General features: G+C 58.1%; 14 protein-coding genes and 1 pseudogene. 14 read left to right on the top strand and 1 reads right to left on the bottom strand.

Features of this window, described 5'->3' with window-relative positions; genetic code table 11:
* The 13 genes from G9Q73_RS07785 to G9Q73_RS07725 form a co-directional block, all read left to right on the top strand.
* On the top strand, nt 1-1,642 hold a 1,642-nt coding region (locus tag G9Q73_RS07785; protein WP_177419282.1), incomplete at its 5' end, for a CHASE domain-containing protein.
* 46 nt (nt 1,643-1,688) lie between these two features.
* Nucleotides 1,689-2,102, top strand: coding sequence for a response regulator (locus G9Q73_RS07780; protein WP_177419281.1), 414 nt, complete (start codon nt 1,689-1,691; stop codon nt 2,100-2,102).
* 237 nt (nt 2,103-2,339) lie between these two features.
* Entirely contained in the window at nt 2,340-2,756 is a 417-nt protein-coding gene (locus tag G9Q73_RS07775; protein WP_177419280.1) for a glutamate-ammonia-ligase adenylyltransferase, read from the top strand.
* A 152-nt stretch (nt 2,757-2,908) separates the two neighbouring features.
* A complete protein-coding gene (glnE, locus tag G9Q73_RS07770; protein WP_177419279.1) occupies nt 2,909-5,767 on the top strand; it encodes a bifunctional [glutamate--ammonia ligase]-adenylyl-L-tyrosine phosphorylase/[glutamate--ammonia-ligase] adenylyltransferase in 2,859 nt (952 codons plus the stop codon).
* A gap of 139 nt (nt 5,768-5,906) precedes the next feature.
* Nucleotides 5,907-6,830, top strand: coding sequence for a branched-chain amino acid transaminase (locus G9Q73_RS07765; RefSeq protein WP_177421333.1), 924 nt, complete (start codon nt 5,907-5,909; stop codon nt 6,828-6,830).
* A 37-nt stretch (nt 6,831-6,867) separates the two neighbouring features.
* A complete protein-coding gene (locus G9Q73_RS07760; RefSeq protein WP_177419278.1) occupies nt 6,868-7,056 on the top strand; it encodes a zinc-finger domain-containing protein in 189 nt (62 codons plus the stop codon).
* Nucleotides 7,057-7,125: 69 nt separating this feature from the next.
* Entirely contained in the window at nt 7,126-8,094 is a 969-nt protein-coding gene (gene waaF / locus G9Q73_RS07755) for a lipopolysaccharide heptosyltransferase II (RefSeq protein ID WP_304956647.1), read from the top strand.
* Complete coding sequence (gene waaC / locus G9Q73_RS07750; protein WP_304956576.1) at nt 8,034-9,143, top strand: lipopolysaccharide heptosyltransferase I; 1,110 nt, start codon at nt 8,034-8,036, stop codon at nt 9,141-9,143. Before waaF ends, waaC begins: the two co-directional genes overlap by 61 nt.
* Entirely contained in the window at nt 9,133-9,999 is an 867-nt protein-coding gene (locus G9Q73_RS07745) for a glycosyltransferase family protein (protein WP_177419276.1), read from the top strand. Before waaC ends, G9Q73_RS07745 begins: the two co-directional genes overlap by 11 nt.
* A gap of 100 nt (nt 10,000-10,099) precedes the next feature.
* Nucleotides 10,100-10,891 (top strand): glycosyltransferase family 2 protein, encoded by a 792-nt coding sequence (locus G9Q73_RS07740; protein WP_177419275.1) that lies wholly within the window; start codon nt 10,100-10,102, stop codon nt 10,889-10,891.
* A complete protein-coding gene (locus G9Q73_RS07735) occupies nt 10,860-11,741 on the top strand; it encodes a glycosyltransferase family 2 protein (protein ID WP_246345109.1) in 882 nt (293 codons plus the stop codon). Before G9Q73_RS07740 ends, G9Q73_RS07735 begins: the two co-directional genes overlap by 32 nt.
* Nucleotides 11,734-12,867, top strand: a complete 1,134-nt coding sequence (locus G9Q73_RS07730; RefSeq protein ID WP_177419274.1) for a glycosyltransferase family 9 protein — start codon at nt 11,734-11,736, stop codon at nt 12,865-12,867. The genes G9Q73_RS07735 and G9Q73_RS07730 overlap by 8 nt, the downstream gene beginning before the upstream one ends.
* 31 nt (nt 12,868-12,898) lie before the next feature.
* Nucleotides 12,899-13,453, top strand: coding sequence for a histidine phosphatase family protein (locus G9Q73_RS07725; RefSeq protein ID WP_177419273.1), 555 nt, complete (start codon nt 12,899-12,901; stop codon nt 13,451-13,453).
* A gap of 287 nt (nt 13,454-13,740) precedes the next feature.
* Here the strand turns inward: G9Q73_RS07725 and rapA are convergent.
* Nucleotides 13,741-16,616 (bottom strand): annotated as a pseudogene (gene rapA, locus G9Q73_RS07715) (RNA polymerase-associated protein RapA).
* A 358-nt stretch (nt 16,617-16,974) separates the two neighbouring features.
* On the opposite strand from rapA, the gene G9Q73_RS19550 reads away from it, so the two are divergent.
* Complete coding sequence (locus tag G9Q73_RS19550; protein WP_246345570.1) at nt 16,975-17,280, top strand: YqhA family protein; 306 nt, start codon at nt 16,975-16,977, stop codon at nt 17,278-17,280.
* Nucleotides 17,281-17,555 lie beyond the last annotated feature (275 nt).

The following is a 17,555-nucleotide window of genomic DNA, read 5'->3' as shown; positions in this document are numbered from 1 at the left end:
AATCGCCAGCCTTGCAAATTGTCGGTCCGCCCTGAAACGCCAGGCAGGCATCAAGGCCCTGGAGTGGGTGCCCGTGGTGCTCGCTGAGAACCGGTCCGCCTTCATCAAGGAGGCTCAGAAAAGTTTTCCTCCCTTCCGGATTACGGAGGATGACCTTTCGGGCAAGCTGATCGAGAGCCGCGATCGGCCTGTATACTATCCTATCCTCTACATCCAGCCCTATCAGAGCAACAAAATGGCATTGGGCTTCAACGTGGGCGCCAATCCGATCGTTTCAACCCTGTTTGGGGAGGCGGAACTCACCGGAACACTCCAGGTCTCTCCCGGTGTCCCCATAATGGACGAAGGCGGTGAGAAGACGGGCGTCATGGTGGCGGTTCCTGTCTTCTTCAAGAGCGAGAAACAGGAAGATGATCCGGCTCTGGCATCCCCCGAGATCAGAGGATTTGCGCTCGGCATTTTCAGTGTCGGCGATATTGTCGAGCGGGCTCTGGAGAGTCTTCGCTCTGGAGGGGTCGATCTTCACTTCTACCAGGGACACTCGACAGGGGATGGGCAGCTGATCTATACCCATCTCTCCCGGATGAGAGGGGGCCGGGCACCCGGCACCGAGGTCGAAACCTCGGAGATAACCTACAGTCAAAGGATCTCGGTCGGGACCCAACAGTGGGAGGTGGTGTGCAATCCTGCCGCCGAAAAATTCCAGGCCGAAACCTGGAGCAGCTGGATCATCCTCTTTGGAGGCATCGCTTTTACTGCTCTGCTCATCATCTACGTGGCAACCCTCGTGGGGCGGGCCAGGCAGGTGCGACTGGAGGTCGAAGAGAGAACGTCACAGTTGTGGGAGGCTGTACAGGCCTTGAACCGGGAAGTGGTTGATCGTAAATCCGCCGAGCAGGAGCTACAGAACCTGAACGAGACGCTGGAGCATCGTGTCGCCTACCGTACGACCGAGGCCGAACGAAGGGCCCAGTATCTCGAACAGTTCGCCTACGTGACGTCTCACGACCTGAAGGCCCCCTTGCGGGCGGTGAGCAACCTCGCTCAGTGGATTCAGGAGGATCTCGCTGACAAACTGGATGATGCATCGAGGGAGCAGCTCGCCCTGCTGCGCGACCGCGTACGGCGGATGCATGATCTGATCGAAGGACTGTTGGAGTATTCCCGGGTTGGAAAGACTGCTGATTCAGAGAATCAGGTCGACACTCAAGAGCTGGTCAACGAGATTATCGATTCACTCTCCCCTCCCGAAGGGTTCACGATCAAGATCAAGGGTGAAATGCCAACCCTGTACGTTGACCGGCTCCAGCTCGGCCAGGTGTTCTCCAACCTGATCAGTAACAGTATGAAACACCATGGTGGAGATAAGGGAAAGATCCGGGTAAAGGGTGAAAGTTATGGAGATGTCTATCAATTCTCCGTATGCGACGACGGCAAGGGAATAGCGCCGGAATATCACAACAAAGTCTTTATGATGTTTCAGATCTTGGAGTCGAGTGACTTCGAAAGCAGCACCGGTATCGGTTTGGCGCTGGTCAAGAAGATTGTGGAAGAGCATGGCGGCACAATAAGATTGGAGTCTGCTGTCGGAGAGGGCGCGTGTTTCTACTTCACCTGGCCGAAGAACCGTTCTTCTGAGTAGTGCGGCCGGAAATGAAAACAAGGTATCAGACCGGGAATAGCGAGTTATGTTGAACAGAGACGAGACAATATTGCTGATCGAGGACGACAGGGTCGATATCATGACTGTCCAGCGTGCCCTGAAGAAGAACAAAATCAGCAACCCTCTGCATATCGCCCGAACCGGCCTGGAAGCACTTAGCATGCTACGAGGAGGGGACGGGTTCGAAAAGATATCGCCACCGCCGGCGCTCATTCTTCTGGATCTCAATCTTCCGAAGATGAGCGGCATCGAGTTTTTGCGTGAGTTGCGTGGCGATCCCGAACTCAATGAACTTCATATCATCGTTCTGACCTCGTCCAATGAGCCGAAAGACCGGGCCGCCGCGTTCGAATACGATGTCGACGACTACATTGTAAAACCCCACTCCTTCGACGAATTCACCCGTGCGATGGCCACGATTCTTGCGCTCTGGGACTGAAGCCGGGAGAAACGGTGTCGCTGGAGTATTTATCATCCCGACCCAACCAAGGTGGATCGGGTTCTGCGAAGTCAACTCTTCATAGACCTTGTCATGGGTCTGGAATGATCTCTTTCCGCACATCGGTTGGCTGAATCCTGCATAGAGCGTAAGGCATTGCCGTTGAAAATTCGCAAGGCGCTGTTCTCATCGGATTGCTAGTCTTGTTTACCACTGTTTTATATTAGGGCGTTGATTATGGATCGCGGAACCCGAAACTATGCGATAGGTCTTGGTATCTTTGTGCTGGGATTACTGGTGCTTTTTCTTTACGAGGATCCCAAGGCTTCCGACCTGAATGATCTGCTGGAGGCGGATGCGGAGATTGCAGCGTTCCCTTACGCCTTTCGTGTGTTGCGCATCAGCAATGGCATTGCGGTAATGAGTTCACCAAGGTCCACGGAGGTGCCAGTGGCGCGGGTGCTGGGTATCCTCTTTCCTCAGGTAGCGGGCAAAAGCCCCGCCAGTGATGGATTTCAGAAGGCTCAGAAAAACCTGGCCAAGGTGCAGACCAAGGCGCGGGATCTGGTAGTTGCCGATCCTGAGATCAAACGTGTGCATTGGGAGTTGGATCGTGTCTGGCTGTCGGGGCGTGGCATAATCGTTTCGCCGTAGGCCCGATCAAGCTTGCGGATCAGGCAACTTGAGGTTGACATGAAGGCATGGATTGCCGGTTCCGCAAGCTTGAACCGGCCTGCGAGTTGCTGTATCAAAGTGCCTTTAATATCGTCATGGCGAAGCTATCATCGCCAGCCCAGGAGCCTACGATGGATGCACCTTCCCCCGAACGACTACAGCAGCAGGTCGAGTCCGACTGGCAGGCTTGGCTGGAACAGGTTGGTGAGAAGGGGGCTGAGATTGCGGCGGATGCCGACTTTCTCGCCGCTTTGAAGCGGGTCTGGGAGGCGAGCCAGTATGTTTTGCAGAGCTGTTTGCGGGATGAGAATCTGCTGCCATCGCTCTACACCGAAGGTGATCTGAAACGCAGTTTTACCGATGGCGAAATGGCCGGCAAGCTCAGTGAAGTCTTGCGGGATGTTTCTGATGAGCCCACCCTGCACAAGTGTCTGCGGTTGTTCCGCCGTGCTCAGATGGTACGCATCATCTGGCGCGATATCGCTGGCTGGGCACCACTTGCAGAGACATTGGAAGACCTGTCGGCCCTCGCCGATACCGCTATCGGGCTTACCCTCTCGCTGCTCTATGAATGGACCTGCACCGAGATGGGGGCGCCACGCAACGAAGTGGGTGAGGCTCAACCGCTGGTGATTCTCGGTATGGGCAAACTGGGGGCGAGGGAACTCAATCTCTCTTCCGATATCGACCTGATCTTCTGCTATCCGGAGATGGGACAGACCGACGGCAGCCGCTTCCAGACCAACGAGCAGTTCTTTATCCGCCTCTGTCAGCGTCTGGTACAGGCACTTGATACCGTCAACGCGGACGGTTTTGTCTTTCGGGTCGATACCCGGTTGCGTCCCTTCGGCAGTGCCGGTCCCCTTGCCATGAGTTTCGATGCCCTGGAGGGTTACTACGAGTCCCAGGCGCGGGAGTGGGAGCGCTACGCCATGATCAAGGCGCGGGTGGTGGCGGGCGACCGTGCGGCGGGTGAGCGGTTGATGGCGATGTTGCGTCCCTTCGTCTACCGGCGCTATCTCGATTTCGGGGTCATTGAATCCCTGCGTGAGATGAAGATACTGATCAGCCGGGAGCTGCATAAAAAGGGGATGGACGCCAATGTCAAGCTCGGCCAGGGAGGTATCCGGGAGATCGAGTTCATCGGCCAGGCCTTCCAGCTGATTCGCGGAGGCCGGGATGTGGATCTACAGATCCGCCCCATCCTGCCGGTACTGCAACTGCTGGCAGAGCGGAACCATCTGCCCGAATATGTGGTGCGTGAATTGACGGAGGCCTATGAGTTCCTGCGTTTGGTGGAGAATCGTATCCAGGCCTGGGCTGATCGACAAAGCCATCTCCTGCCGACAGATGATGCCGGCAGATTGCGTTTGGCCCGGGCGATGAATTTTGCGGACTGGGCAGCGTTTGAGACAGAACTATCCAGCCATCGTCAACGGGTGCAGGGCCATTTCGACATGGTATTTGCCGCCCCTCAGGCCGATGGCGACGAAGATGCACAGTTGTTGATTGGGGTCTGGAAAGATACGCTGGATGAGACCGATGCTGTTGCTGCGCTGGAGGAGGCCGGTTTCGAGGACGGAAGCAAGGCGCTGGAGAGGATCGCCCTGTTTCGCGGTTGTCATGGTTGCAGAAAAATGGGCACCAAGGGGTTGGAACGCCTCGATCGTTTGATGCCGCTGCTGCTCGAAGCGGTGGGAAGTATCGATCAATCCGACGTGGCGCTGGAGCCTGTGCTCGGTCTGTTGGAATCGATCGTGCGGCGCACCGCCTACATCGCCCTGTTGGTGGAGAGTCCTATCGTGCTCTCCCAACTGGTGCACCTCAGTGGAATCAGTCCCTGGATCGCCAGGCTGTTGACCCGCCATCCCATCCTGCTGGATGAACTGCTCGATCCACGCCGTCTCTACTCGCCCTTGAAACAGCAGGAGTTGATGACCGAACTCAACACCCTGCTAGGGGGGGTGGACGAGGATGATTTGGAACAGCAGATGGATCGTCTGCGCCAGTTTGCCCAGAGTAACAAGCTGAGGGTGGCGGCGGCGGATATCACCGGCCGTATCCCGGTGATGGTGGTCAGCGACTATCTGAGTGCCATCGCAGAGACCGTGGTGGCAAAGGTGGTCGAACTGGCCTGGCACTATACGGTGCAGCGTTATGGCCGCCCGGCGGGGCTGGAGGCGGGTGAGACAGGTTTTGCCGTGGTGGGTTACGGCAAGCTGGGGGGCATCGAGTTGGGTTACGGCTCGGATCTGGATATGGTCTTTCTGCACGGCATCGATGATATGCATGCCATGACCGACGGCGAGAGCCCCATCTCGGTGGATCTTTTCTTCGCCCGCCTGGCTCAGCGCATCATTTCACTCTTCACCACCCTGACCCCGTTGGGTATTCTCTACGAGGTGGATATGCGGCTGCGGCCGAACGGCAACTCAGGCATGATGGTCAGTTCGATGGATACCTTCGAGACCTACCAGCAAGAGAGTGCCTGGATCTGGGAGCATCAGGCATTGATCCGGGCGCGGGTGGTTGCCGGGGACGTTAAGGTGGAAGCGCGTTTCGAGACGGCGCGAAGGGAGGTCCTCAACCAGGTGCAGGATCCGGAGGTTTTGCGCACCGAAGTGGTAAAGATGCGCGAGAAGATGCGGGACAATCTGGATAAAAGCGGCGGTGGCCGCTTCGACCTGAAGCAGGGGGGGGGCGGTATCGTCGACATCGAATTTATGGTTCAATACGCGGTCCTGCGATGGGTGCGCGACTACCCGGATCTGCTGGCCTGGACGGACAATGTCCGTCTGCTGGAGACCCTCTCCCGGCTGGGTTTGCTGGAGGGCGGCGCCGCCGAAAAGCTGGCGGAGGCCTACCGGGTGTTTCGTGCCAGATACCACCGCAATGCATTGATGGATCAGCCCGCCCTGATTGCCGATGAGGAGCTGCTGGATGAACGTGCGCAGGTGAGAAAGACCTGGTTTTCCCTGATGCAGATCTAAGCGGGAATTGTGAAGGGGTTGTGGTGACGGGGCCGGAGTCAGATTTGATGGGCATAACAGCACTGAAAGCCTCGTTGCTTATATCAAATTTGACTCCGATCCCTACGATCATAAAAATTAAATTGAGAGACGAACAATGATGTCGACAATGGCCGATCGCGACGGAGTTATCTGGCTGGATGGCGAGATGGTGCCCTGGCGCGAAGCGAAGATCCATGTGCTCACCCATACTCTCCATTACGGGATGGGGGTGTTCGAAGGGGTGCGCGCCTATCATGCTGAACAGGGGACGGCGATATTCCGCTTGCAGGAACATACCGACAGGCTGTTCAACTCCGCCCATATTCTCGGTATGCCGATGCCCTTCGATCGTGACACCCTCAACGAGGCCCAGCTGGCGGTGGTGCGTGAAAACAATCTGGATTCCGCCTACCTCCGGCCCATGTGCTTTTACGGTTCCGAGGGTATGGGGCTGCGCGCCGACAACCTCAAGGTTCACGTCATGGCGGCGGCCTGGGAGTGGGGCGCCTACCTGGGGGATGACGGTATCAACAAGGGCATTCGCATTCGCGTCAGCTCCTTCACCCGTCACCACGTCAACGCCACCATGTGCCGCGCCAAGGCCAACGGCAACTATATGAACTCCATGATGGCGCTACAGGAGGCGCTGCATGACGGTTACGATGAAGCGTTGCTGTTGGATGCCAGCGGTTTTGTCATGGAGGGAAGCGGTGAGAACATCTTCATCGTTCGTGATGGAGTGATCTACACGCCGGATCTGACCTCCGCCCTGGACGGCATCACCCGCCGCACCGTGATGAGTCTGGCGCAGGAGCTGGATATTCCGGTGGTCGAAAAGCGTATTACCCGCGATGAAGTCTATATTGCCGACGAGGCCTTCTTTACCGGCACGGCTGCAGAGGTTACGCCGATTCGGGAGGTGGACAACCGGGCCATCGGCAGCGGCAGTCGCGGCCCGATTACCGAGAAGTTGCAGACGATGTATTTCGACCAGGTACATGGCCGCCGGGAACAGAACCCGGAGTGGCTGACACTGGTATAATTCCGCTCAATCGAAAGTAGTCGCAGGAGATAAGCCCATGTCACAAGCAAATACCCAGTCCTTCGGACGGGAAGTGGTCAAGGTGTCGCGCAACGATCTGCCGTTGAGCTGCCCCCGTACCCGTGAGGCCGTAGCAAGCATGCATCCCAAGGTATTCCTGCCCATCGAAAAAACCGGTAGTGCGGTCTGTCCCTATTGTGGCGCGCACTATCAGTTGACCGACTGACCCCGTTTGGGTTCTGCCCACTCCCCCTCTGCCCGTTTACTTGTGGTCGGCCCATCCTGGGCCGGCGACATGGTGATGGCTCAGAGCCTGTTCAAGGCGCTGAAACAGCGCTCCCCGTCTGTTGCGATCGACGTGCTTGCGCCCGCCTGGAGCCGCCCGCTGCTTTCGCGTATGCCCGAGGTCGATGAAGCGATCGACATGCCCGTCGGACATGGGCGCCTGGGGTTGGTGGATCGCTGGCGTCTGGGTCGTCTCTTGCGTGGGCGTTATGGGCAGGCGATCCTCCTGCCCAACTCACTGAAATCCGCGCTGGTGCCGTTTTTTGCCCGTATTCCGGTGCGTACCGGCTGGCTGGGCGAGATGCGCTACGGTCTGCTGAATGATTTTCGCAAACTCGACAAGCAGCATCTGACCATGACCGTGCAGCGGTTTGTTGCGTTGGCCTCTCCTGCCGATGAATCCGCTCTGCCGGAGATAAATCCGCCGGCACTGGAGGTGCAGGTGGTGGATGTGCAGCAGGCGATGTTGGATCTTGGTCTGCAGAAGGGGTCACGCCCGCTGTTGGCACTCTGTCCAGGGGCAGAGTTCGGTCCTTCAAAGCGCTGGCCCGAGGGCAACTATGGTGAACTGGCAAGGCAGCGGATCGAGTCGGGTTGGGATGTCTGGCTGTTTGGTTCCGAAAAAGACCAGCCGGTGTGTGAAACGGTCAACCGGGTGGCGGAGGGTCGCTGTGTCGACCTGAGTGGCCGCACCAGTCTTGCACAGGCGGTGGATCTGCTTTCACTGGCTGATGCGGTAGTGAGTAATGACTCCGGCCTGATGCATGTTGCAGCAGCGCTCAACCGGCGGCTGGTGGCTGTCTATGGTTCCACTGATCCTGGTTTTACCCCGCCGTTGAACAGACGCTCGCAGATCGTCCGCCTGGGACTCGACTGCAGCCCCTGTTTCAAGCGGGAGTGTCCCCTGGGGCATCTTGATTGTCTGCGCAAGATGCCGGTGGAGATGATCGCCAAGGCGCTGGACGGGTTGCCCCAATGAGGGTGCTGGTGATCAAAACCTCCTCCCTGGGAGACGTGGTCCACACACTGCCTGCGTTGACGGATGCGGCGGCAGCACTGCCGGATATCCGCTTCGATTGGGTGGTGGAGGAGGCCTTTGCCGAGATTCCTGCATGGCATCCGGCGGTGGACAAAGTGATACCCGTGGCCATGCGCCGCTGGCGTCGATCGGTGGTGAAGACCTGGCGCAACGGGGAGTGGCGAGCCTTCAAGTCGGCAGTCAGAACACGGCGTTACGATGCGGTGATCGATGCTCAGGGTCTGCTGAAGAGCGCCTTCATTTCGGTAAAAACCCACGGCCCAAGGTTTGGTCTGGATCAGAGTTCGGCCCGGGAACCACTGGCGGCATTGGCCTATACTCATCCTCTCTACATACCCAAGGGGTTGCACGCGATTACCCGGGTGCGCCAACTGTTCGCCCACGCGCTGGGTTACCCCATGCCGGGAACAGATCCGGATTACGGTATCGACGGCGGGGGTTTTCAACAGCAGCTGACGGATGAACCCTATCTGCTGTTTCTGCACGGCACGACCTGGCAGAGCAAACACTATCCGGAGCAGGATTGGCGGGCGCTGATCCGACTTGCCGGTAACGCCGGGTTGAAGGTTTTTCTGCCCTGGGGAAGCGATACGGAAAGGCAACGGGCAGAGCGGCTCTCTGAAGATATGGGCAATGCCGAAGTGCTGCCAAAACTCGATCTTGCAGGGCTTGCCGGTGTGATTGCCGGTGCGCGTGGTGTGGCCGCAGTGGATACAGGTCTGGCGCATCTGACTGGCGCGCTTGGTGTACCCGCTGTCATTCTCTATGGCCCTACCCGACCTTCACTCACGGGTGTGGTTGGTGAATCTCAGGTAAATCTTGAGGTGGATTTCGATTGCGCCCCCTGTTTGAAACGGACGTGTGTCTATGCTGAGGCGGCTGGGGGAGATCCGGTCTGTTTTGATTCGTTGGCGCCCGAGACGGTCTTTGTCCGTCTTGCGCAGTTGATGTCAGAGGATGCTCAGATCAGGAGTCATCATGAAGATTAGTGGGTTTACCTTTTTGCGTAACGGGAACCTTTTGGGATATCCGTTCGAGGAGAGCATTCGCTCGGTATTGCCGATCTGCGATGAGTTTGTCATCGCCCTGGGTGAAAGCAGCGATGGTACCCGAGAGCGTATCGAGGCTATCGGCAGCGACAAAATCCGTATTATCGATACCCGTTGGAATGAGGCCATGCAGGACCGGGGTTATGTCTACGCGCAGCAGAAGATGATCGCCCAGTTCAACTGCAGCGGCGACTGGGCCTTCTACCTGGAGGGTGACGAGGTGTTGCATGAGCAGGATCTGGAAACTATCCGCGCTACCATGGAGCGCTATTTGGACGATTCGGCTGTGGAGGCCCTGGTCTTCGACTATTTTCACTTCTACGGCAGTCCCGACTGGGTGGCGATCAGTCCCGGTTGGTACCGCCGGGCTCCGCGCATCATCCGCAACACGATTCGCAACTACTCCCCGGACGGTCTCTTCTTCGTGGTTATGGATAAGAACAAGCAGGGGCGTTATCCAAAGGCGGCCTTGGCCGGTGCGCCGATCTATCATTACGGCCATGTACGCAGTGCGGCACGCATGCGGGAGAAAATCAATCAGGTGAGCCGCTATTGGGGACATGAGCCGCCAAAGTTCGAGACCTATGCCATCGACCCTCAGGCGGTCAGACCTTTTGAGGGCAGCCATCCTGCGGTGGTTCAACCCTGGCTGGCTGCGGAGGCGGAGAAACATTTTGCCCCCGACCCCAGCCATCCCCCCACGCGCAAGGAGCGCAAACACCGCCTGGCGATGAAACTGGAACGCTGGTTCAATATGGAACTGAGTAAGAAACACTACCGCCTGGTCAGGAAATAAACCTCGATATGACGGCAAAATTGATGCTGCTGCTGTTTCTCCTCTTCGGGATGTCGACGGGACGCCTGTTTGCAGGAATCGTCCAATCTGAAAAGCGAATATGGATGTGAGCAGATTGAGTGTGGTCATCATCACGCGCGACGAGGCGGCTCGAATCCGACCCTGCCTGGAGTCGGTATGCTGGGCGGATGAGATCGTTGTGCTCGACTCCGGCAGTGATGACGGAACCCCGGAGATCTGCCGAGAGTATACCGACAGGGTTTACGTCGATAGCGACTGGCAGGGTTTCGGTGTGCAGAAAAATCGCGTCCTGGCTTATGCCACCAGCGACTGGGTGCTCTCTCTGGATGCCGATGAACGGGTCAGCGAATCGTTGCGTGCCGAGATTGAAACGGTGATCCTTGGTGAGGGCGGAGAGCGTGTCTATGAGATGCCCCGGCTCTCCTCCTACTGTGGTCGGGAGATACGGCACAGTGGCTGGTGGCCCGACCATGTGGCGCGACTGTTTCGCCGTGGCAGTGCGGAGTTCAGCGATGATCTGGTGCACGAACGCCTGCTGTTCAGGGGGGCGGCTGGACGCTTGCGTTTTCCCCTGCAACATCAGAGCTTCGACTCGCCGGAACAGGTGCTGGACAAGGTCAACCGCTACTCCAGCGCGGGGGCACAGAGACTGCTGGCGCAAGGCAGGCAGGGTGGCGTTGGCCGGGCTGTGTTGCGAGGTTGTTGGGCCTTCCTCCGTACCTGGCTTTTCAAGGCCGGTTTTCTTGACGGGCGGGAGGGCTTTCTGCTCGCGGTCTCCAATGCGGAGGGGGTCTACTATAAATACGTGAAGCTCCACTACCTGCAGCAGCGCCGGGCCGATGAGTCGCACGGCAGGCCGGGTGGCGAGTGAGTTCTCCATGACGCCAGCGGTGAGTGTCATAGTCGTCACCTACCAGTGGCCAGAGGCGCTGGAGAGAGTGCTGGCCTCCCTGGCGCGACAGGAGAGCCCGCCCCTGGAGGTTATCGTCGCCGACGACGGTTCAGGGCCGGAGACGGCAGATGTCGTGCGCAGCGGGCAGAGCCTGGCGCCGTTCCCTGTACACCATGTGTGGCAGGCCGATGGCGGCTTCCGTGCGGCTGGCGCACGCAACCGGGCTGCGGCGCGGGCCAGCGGAGACTACCTTCTGTTCCTGGATGGGGATTGTCTGACCTTTCCCGACTTCATCGTGCGCCACAGGACGTTGGCGGAACCGGGCTGGTTCCTGGCGGGTAACCGCATGTTGATGAATCAGGCACTGAGCGCCCGCGTACTCGATGGGAGAGACGAACCTGCTGGCTGGAACCTCTCCTGCTGGCTGGGCGCCCGATTCCGGGGCGAGGTCAACCGGCTTCTCCCCCTGCTGCGCGTAGGGGATGCGAATTGGCGCAAACGCCGTGCCGCGAGATGGCAGGGAGCCCGCTCCTGTAATCTTGGGGTCTGGAAGGATGATTTTTTGCGGGTCAACGGATTTGATGAGAGCTACCAGGGTTGGGGGCATGAGGACGCGGATCTGGTAGTGCGCCTGATGGCCCGGGGGTGTCAGCGCAAGGATGGTCACTATGCCGTGCCTGTATTGCACCTGTGGCACCGGGAACACGCCAGAGACCTGGAGCCCGAAAACGTAAAACGGCTTGAAGACGCCTTGGCCGGGCAGCGTGATCCGGTGGCGGAACGCGGCGTCAATCAATACCTGGATGAGGGGGTGGAAATAGATGGTTGAACTGCCGCACTGCCAGCCGTTGGCTGCCGCCAAGCGCAGGATACCCCGCCGGGTGCTGCTTATCGCCACCCGCCAGATCGGTGACGTGCTGCTCGCCACACCTCTGCTCCACAGCCTGCGTCGTGCCTGGCCGGAAGCCACCATCGATGTGTTGGTCTATGCCCGCAAGGGGAACATGCTGGAAGGTAACCCGGATCTCGATGAGATGATCGAGATTGAAGAGCACCCGGATCGGGGGCAGTATTGGCAACTGCTGCGGCGTATCTTCCGGCGCTACGATCTCGCCGTCTCCACCCTGGCCGGTGACCGCCCCAATATCTACGGACTGTTGGCAGCACCAAAACGGGTCGGCCTGGTACCGGATCTGCGGTCACAAAACCTCTGGAAACGCTGGACCAATCAGGGTTGGGTCCTGCTCGACAACGTCTACACGCATACGGTGGAACAGAACCTGATGCTGGCGAGGGTGCTCGGCATCGAACCGCTGAGGAGAGTGGTGCCGCCAAGGACGGTGACCGGCGAGTCCCGGTTCGGTGAGGTCCTGGGATTTGATCCGGCTCTCCAACCCTTTGCCGTTATCCATCCCTTTCCCATGTGGCACTATAAACGTTGGACAAAGGCAGGTTGGGAGAGTGTGGTGGACGCACTCACACAACGCGGTCTGCGCGTCGTCATTACCGGAGGGCCGGAGGCGGAGGAACGGGCATTCTGCCTGGAGCTGGCTACAGGCTTTCCCGATGAGGTGATGGATGTTTCGGCTCGCTTCGGCTTTGGTGAACTCTCCATGTTGCTCGCCGGCGCCCGTTGCTTTATCGGTCCGGATACCGCTGTGACCCACCTGGCCGCAGCCAATGGTATTCCCACCCTGGCCCTCTATGGTCCAAGCAATCCGGTGAAGTGGGGGCCCTGGCCCAAGGATTATGATGCGGAGAATCCGCCTTTCTCCATGGTCTCAAGTGAATATCAGCGGCAGGGTAACGTCCTGTTGCTGCAGCCGCATTATGAGCAGGATTGCGTGCCTTGCCGCGAAGAGGGGTGCGACCGGCACAAGGCGAGTTTTAGCGCCTGCCTTCAAGAGATGCCTGCGGCACGGGTGATCGGCGCATTGGATCAGTTGTTGGCCTGATTGAGGATTTTAGTGCATGCGGATAGTTCTGTTGAGGCACGGCAAACCCGACGTTCCCGAGTTGGGTCGCTTGAGGGCGAGTGAACTCCGTCACTGGATCAAATCATACAATTCCGCCGGTTTGAAAAGGTCACAAAGACCATCCGAAAAGGCTGTTGAAATAGCCGCTGGCTGCAATGCTGTTGTCTGCAGCGACCTGCCGCGTTCCATTGAGTCAGCAGAAATGCTGGGAGTCGAAGTGGTGGATTTTGAGGCGTCGATCTTCAGAGAGATGGAACTGCCCTCTGCCAATTGGCCAAGCCCAAAGTTGCCTCCCGAAATATGGGCTGTATTTTTTCGAGTACTATGGTTTTTGGGATACTCATCAAAGACTGAATCACACCGGGAGGCACGGTTGAGGGCTTTGTCCGGTGCAAGCCGACTTGAAGCGATTGCAGAAAAGCAGGGTTCTGTGATTCTGATTGGCCATGGTTTTTTAAATCGCTCTATTGCAAAAGCACTATTGAAAAGTGGCTGGACCGGCCCGCATGATCCGGGTAATAACTATTGGGGATATGGTGTTTATGAGCGCCGGACAGCAGCATGACAAAAGATTGCGTGACCTCAAAGATTTGGGGAAAAGTCACTGAATGAAATCAGCCTCCATACAAGAGCGGACCTGGAAATAAACGGAGCCGTTGGTGCATTTAATTGCAGTTATTACTTGAAACCGCGTTTTCCTGTAGGCCTGATCAAGCGTAGCGGATCGGGCATTCGACCGATTGAGGTTGCCGGTTCCGCCACGCTCGAACCGGTCTATATACCTCCAACAATGGTATCGACAGAGTTCGGTCTTTCCATTGGGGTAGCCTCCTTTGGCCTTTTTCCTGTCTTTTATAATGTAACCACCAACCTAACTGCGTCCAGCTTCAGTCGAGAGTCCTGCAAATGCTGGTGCAGCGCCAATCCCTGAGCCTGCAGCGCTTCGATCTCCTCGTCGTGTACGTTGGGGTTGTACTGTTTTAGCGCCACCATGCGCTGGATCTCGCTGGTATAGCTCTCCATCATTCGCTTGCAGCCCGCTCGATCAGTTCGGGCACCTGCTGTTGTGCCTTCTGCTCAGACAGTTCCACCAGCTTTTGGATGGCGTTGCGAAACTGCCGGATTACCGGTGCGGCTGTGCGGGCGCCCAAAGGTTTGCCCTGGTCGGTCAGTTCATTGCAGCTGATCTGATGGTCGAGTCTCTCCCCTTTGTCATTGACCAGTACGCGGATCAGGGTGGGTGGCAAAAAGCGCCCGGATTGCAGGCTGCGGGGGGCGATACATTCGACCACGTAGAGGGCTTCGAGCAGCAGCTGACCGGCAGCGATCCGGCTATCTTTGTAACCCACCGCTGAGCTGTTGCCTGTCTCCTGGTCGATCACCATCTCCATGGCGCTGTTCACCAGCGGATGTTCCCAAGTGAAGAATTGCCGGTCTTCGTGGGCCAGCGCAGTGGCGCGGCTGTAGGTGAGGGTCAAACCCTCTTCAGGAAGACCAGGGAAACCTCCGGCCAGAACCTGCTCTCCCGGACGGATGATCATGCTGTCGAGTCCCAGTTCCTCACTCTCCAGGCCATAACTGTTAAACAGCCGGTTCATATGGTTTTGCAGATCTGGCGCCTGATCCTGGCTGTGCAGGGTTGCCACCAGCTCACTTGCCATCGGCTCACGGCAACCACCGAGTTCGAGTAGATGGTCACGTCCCTGCTGCAATCTTTCGAAGGTCTCTTCCCTGAGCTTGCGGGTTGTTTCCAACAGCAGCTCCTGCGCCTCGGTTTCATCATCCTCTTCCAGCGCCTGGGTCACTACCGGGTGCAGTTGGGAGAGAATGCCGTGGGCACCCGGCACATTGTGGCGGAAGGCGTCGAGACCTTCGTGATACCAGCGCAGCAGCACGGTTTGTGGGCCGGGATCGAGGTAGGGTACGTGGATCTTGACTGTCTCTGTCTGCCCGATTCGGTCGAGCCGGCCGATGCGTTGCTCCAGCAGATCCGGATCGAGGGGCAGGTCGAACAGGATCAGATGGTGGGCAAACTGGAAGTTTCGCCCTTCGCTGCCGATCTCGGAACAGAGCAGAATGCGGGCGCCGTTTTCCGAATCGGCAAACCAGGCCGCACCCCGGTCGCGCTCCAGAATGGACATCCCCTCGTGGAAAAGCGCTGCCCCGATGCCCGCCTTTTGCCGCAGTGCCTCCTGCAGTTCAATGGTTGTATCGGCATGGGCGCAGATGAGCAGCACCTTCTCTGTGGGGTTCTCCTGCAGGAAACGGAGAATCCAGTCGACCCGCGGGTCGATTCGCCACCAGACTTTGATGCCGGTACCGCGATAGAGGCGTTCCGGCGTGAGTCGCTGGGCCGCAGACAGTGGCTCAGCCAGGGGGAGTTCATAGGGTTCCGGCAGCGGCAGGGGATAGGCGTGCAGCTCCCTCTCGGGAAAACCTTCGATGCGGGTGCGGGTGTTGCGGAACAGAACCCGGCCGGTGCCGTGGCGGTCTAGCAGCAGTTCCACCAGAGCATCTCGCGCCTGCGTCTTGTGGCCGCTGTCGGTTGCGGGGTCCTGGAGCTGCTGCAACAGCGCTGTTCCCTCCTCATCGTCAAGCACATTGAGCAACAGGTCGCCAGATTCTGCAGAGAGATCCCCATCCGTCAGCAGGGTTTCAACCGCGTTGGCGACCGGCTGGTAGCTCTGCTCCTCTTCGAGAAAGGCGGCCAGATCAAAGTAACGGTCGGGATCGAGCAGGCGCAGACGGGCAAAATGGCCCTCCCGTCCGAGCTGTTCAGGGGTGGCGGTGAGCAGGAGTATGCCCGGCGTGTTGAGGGCGAGGGATTCAACCAGAAGGTATTCGGCACTGGGGTTATCCTCCGACCAGACGAGGTGGTGGGCCTCGTCCACGATCAGCAGATCCCAGCTTCCCTCCAGTGCCTGGGAGAGTCGGTCGGAATTCTGCCTGAAGAGGTCGAGACTGCAAAGTACCAGCTGCTCGGCGTGGAACGGATTGTCTCCCTGTCCCGACTCACTGATAGCCTGGCAACGCGCCTCATCGAGGATACTGAATCTCAGATTGAAGCGGCGCATCAACTCAACCAGCCACTGGTGGACCAGAGGGTCGGGTACCAGAATCAGTGCCCGGCTGGCGCGACCGGTGAGCAGTTGATGGTGCAGGATCAGGCAGGCCTCGATGGTCTTGCCCAGGCCCACCTCATCGGCAAGCAGTACCCGGGGTGCAGGTCGTTTGGCCACTTCATGGGCGATGTAGATCTGGTGGGGGATCAGGTCGATGCGCGCACCGCCCAGGCCGTAGGTGGGGGACTTCTCCTGCTGTCCGAGTTTGTTCAGGGTATGGTAGCGCAGGTCGAACCAGTTCATCGGATCGATCTGCCCCGCCAGCAGGCGGTCCTGCGGTTTGTTGAAACGGGTGAAATTGCTCAGTTCGCCTTCGGTCAGTTCTGCTTCGCTGCCATCCTCACGTACTCCCCGATAGGTGAGCAGGCCGTTGGATTCAGTCACCCTGGAGATACGCAGTTTCCAACCCTCATGACTCTCCACGCTGTCGCCGGTATGGAACTGCACGCGTGTCAGTGGGGCATTCTGCATCGCGTAGACGCGCATCTCTCCCGCTGCCATGAAGAGCAGCGTGACGGTGCGGCCCTCTAACTTCAGCACGGTGCCAAGGCCGAGTTCAGACTCGGTATCACTGATCCAGCGCTGGCCTGGGATGAATTCTGGCATTGAATCTAGGGTCTCGGGAGTAAAGGAACGGGGTATTCTACTAGGCGAAAGGCGAAAGGCGAAAGGGTGAGCTACGATCGAAGGTCCAGTGGACCTTCGCAGCGTAGCGAACGACCGGACAGGAAGTTCGGGCCGGGGGTGATAAAGCGTTAGGAGGTGGCGCCAGGGATGGCGGGGGTAGGCTTTCTTGCAAGGTAACGGGAAGCAGGCGAAAGGAACGGTTCCGAAATATGGTTTCCCTGAATTGAGCGAAAGTAGGCCTGATCAAGCGTAGCGGATCAGGCATACATGCTTGACCCGAGATTCAGCGCCTGAATAATAGGGGGGTTGATTTATTGGAGTAAAAACCTTGGAAAAAATGTTCGAGAATTTTCTTTGGAACAGTCGCCTGGTGGTTGTGACAGCGGTGCTGGCAAGTCTGGCAGCGGCCTTGGCCATGTTCTACATGACGTCGGTGGACGCGTTTTACATGATCGGGCATCTGATGCACTACGCCTCACCTGATCTGACAGCCGAGGCCCGCGTGGTACTGCGCTCCGAAACGGTGACCCATGTGGTGGAGATCGTGGATGGCTATCTGTTGGCTACGGTGCTGCTGATATTCTCTCTTGGGCTGTACGAACTCTTCATCAGCAAGATCGACCAGGCGGAAGGAGAACAGTGAAGGAGACCTCAAAGGTGTTGATGATCTGCAGCCTGGACGACCTCAGAGTCGCCTGGCCAAGGTGGTGACTGATGATCTGGTGGTGCGCTTATTTCGAGTTCGCCCTGGGCATGGAATTCAAGACCCCATGGATCTGTTGCGGTTGCCGGTGGCATTTGCGCTACTCGGACTGGCACTCTACCTCTCCCACATGTCGGATAAGGGGCAGCCATTGACGGGGCGCAGTCTAATCCGCTGAGAGGCTGTTGATTGATAAATAGCAATACGTAATAATG

The organism is endosymbiont of Lamellibrachia barhami (assembly GCF_011947365.2).
In the GTDB taxonomy this organism is placed as follows: domain Bacteria; phylum Pseudomonadota; class Gammaproteobacteria; order Chromatiales; family Chromatiaceae; genus QGON01.
This window is presented reverse-complemented; position numbering and strand designations above follow the sequence as displayed.

Excerpts from the sequence above, each read along its gene's own strand:
- G9Q73_RS07780 (WP_177419281.1), top strand. The coding sequence starts at position 1,689 with ATGTTGAACAGAGACGAGACAATATTGCTGATCGAGGACGACAGGGTC.
- G9Q73_RS07775 (WP_177419280.1), top strand. The coding sequence starts at position 2,340 with ATGGATCGCGGAACCCGAAACTATGCGATAGGTCTTGGTATCTTTGTG.
- glnE (WP_177419279.1), top strand. The coding sequence starts at position 2,909 with ATGGATGCACCTTCCCCCGAACGACTACAGCAGCAGGTCGAGTCCGAC.
- G9Q73_RS07765 (WP_177421333.1), top strand. The coding sequence starts at position 5,907 with ATGTCGACAATGGCCGATCGCGACGGAGTTATCTGGCTGGATGGCGAG.
- G9Q73_RS07760 (WP_177419278.1), top strand. The coding sequence starts at position 6,868 with ATGTCACAAGCAAATACCCAGTCCTTCGGACGGGAAGTGGTCAAGGTG.
- waaF (WP_304956647.1), top strand. The coding sequence starts at position 7,126 with ATGGTGATGGCTCAGAGCCTGTTCAAGGCGCTGAAACAGCGCTCCCCG.
- G9Q73_RS07745 (WP_177419276.1), top strand. The coding sequence starts at position 9,133 with ATGAAGATTAGTGGGTTTACCTTTTTGCGTAACGGGAACCTTTTGGGA.
- G9Q73_RS07740 (WP_177419275.1), top strand. The coding sequence starts at position 10,100 with ATGGATGTGAGCAGATTGAGTGTGGTCATCATCACGCGCGACGAGGCG.
- G9Q73_RS07735 (WP_246345109.1), top strand. The coding sequence starts at position 10,860 with ATGAGTCGCACGGCAGGCCGGGTGGCGAGTGAGTTCTCCATGACGCCA.
- G9Q73_RS07730 (WP_177419274.1), top strand. The coding sequence starts at position 11,734 with ATGGTTGAACTGCCGCACTGCCAGCCGTTGGCTGCCGCCAAGCGCAGG.
- G9Q73_RS19550 (WP_246345570.1), top strand. The coding sequence starts at position 16,975 with ATGTTCGAGAATTTTCTTTGGAACAGTCGCCTGGTGGTTGTGACAGCG.